Here is a 1,633-nt window from a genome sequence, read left to right on the forward strand (position 1 = left end):
CAGGTGGGGGACCTGTACCGCTGCAGCGGGGCCACGAGCAGCGACCCGAGCCATGCGCCACGCTGCAGGACCTCGATTTCGGGCCAAGCCTCGAGCCCGCAACTCGCCTTGCTTCTCGGAAATCATAAGGCTTTGTGGGGCGGTTAAGCAGCGCGATATGGCCGCGGCGATACGAAGTTTTCATCTTTACCCTGTTCAGACGGTCAGGCTGCCTTCGCCGCCGGCTTGGCTGCCTTGACATGGGTTATACTGCGGCGACCGTCGACGCCGATCGGAACGTCACCGTCAACCGTAGCGCGACGCACAACCCGGTGCTGGTCGCCATAGTCGTTGACCGCATAATGCTGGGTAGCACGGTTGTCCCAGATAGCGACGTCGCCTACTTGCCAGCGCCACCGCACGGTATTTTCCGGGGCAGTGACGTAGGACTGGAACACCTCGTAGAGTTTGGCGGAATCGCTCTTGGAAAGGCCGACGAGGCGCTGCACGAAATTGCCGAGCAGCAGCGACTTCTCCCCGGTTTCCGGATGGACGCGCACGACCGGATGCTCGGTCTCGTAGATCGTCGATGTGAAGACTTCCTCGAAGTGCCTCTTCTCTTCGGCTGTGGCGCGCGGGCGCACGGCTGCGTAGTCGTAGGCATTGCTATGAATAGCCCACAGATTGTCCGCCAATATTTTGAGCGGCGCCGGCAGATTCTCGTACGCGGCGTGCGTGTTGGACCAGATCGTGTCGCCCCCCGCCGCCGGAATGACGACGCCACGTAGGACCGAGAATTTCGGATAGGCATCGACGAAAGTCACATCGGTATGCCACTGGTCTGCCCTGCCACCGCCACGGCCGGAATCGAGATTGAGGATTGAGGCCGTGCCGGCTGCCGGCCCCTGCGTGGGATGAGGTACAAGGTCACCCAGACGCCGCGCGAACAATTCCTGCTCCGCATCGTCGAGATGCTCCTGGCCGCGGAAGAAGATCACCTTGTGTTTTAGAAGAAGCTGGTTGATGGCTGCTATCGCTGCGTCCGAAAGGTCTCCGCCAAGGCGAACGCCTCTGATTTCAGCTCCGACACGGCTGGTCAGCGGTACAACGTCGGAGTCAGGAATGGTCCGGTTGACAAGGACTGGATTGCTCATGGGTTCTCCTGTTTTATCTTGAAAGGGATAGCAAGTCACATCCGGCCAGCGGATGTCCGCGCTGCGTTGAAAAGTCTCATCGCTAGTCGACAGAGCTATCGAACAGGATAATTGACGTAAACTATAGAAAGAATGTTCTAATTTAAACTGGCTCGACGAAAGAGCAGTCTCCGTTGCTCCGGTCTCGGTGTTGAGTTCTCTAAGGCTGCGCCACACCTTGCTCCCCACGCCGGCAAATGATCTCACTATGCAGCCCCGTGCTCGCACGCTACCAAACTAATTGCCGCTGCTGCAACACGCCCCCCTGGCGGCCTGCACCGAAACGACGACAGGGGTGCATCTGATTAGCCGTGAACCCAGGTCTCAAAGACCATCCGGCGCGACGAGCGGACGCACCGCACGTGTGACACCCGCCTTGTGGGGCAGGGTTGCCTTTCTCAATCCCGGCGTTGGTCGGCGTCCCAATGAGCAGCAAGCTATTATCGGCCGCCGAATCTTAG

The 1,633-nt window shown here is 59.5% G+C and carries 1 protein-coding gene; it reads right to left on the reverse strand.

Annotated elements, in window-relative coordinates; genetic code table 11:
* Positions 1-203: 203 nt before the first annotated feature.
* Positions 204-1,133, reverse strand: a complete 930-nt coding sequence (locus tag EOA85_RS34805; RefSeq protein ID WP_127212694.1) for a TauD/TfdA family dioxygenase — start codon at positions 1,131-1,133, stop codon at positions 204-206.
* Positions 1,134-1,633: the final 500 nt, after the last annotated feature.

The sequence above is a fragment of the Mesorhizobium sp. M5C.F.Ca.IN.020.29.1.1 genome (assembly GCF_003997375.1).
GTDB lineage: Bacteria > Pseudomonadota > Alphaproteobacteria > Rhizobiales > Rhizobiaceae > Mesorhizobium > Mesorhizobium wenxiniae.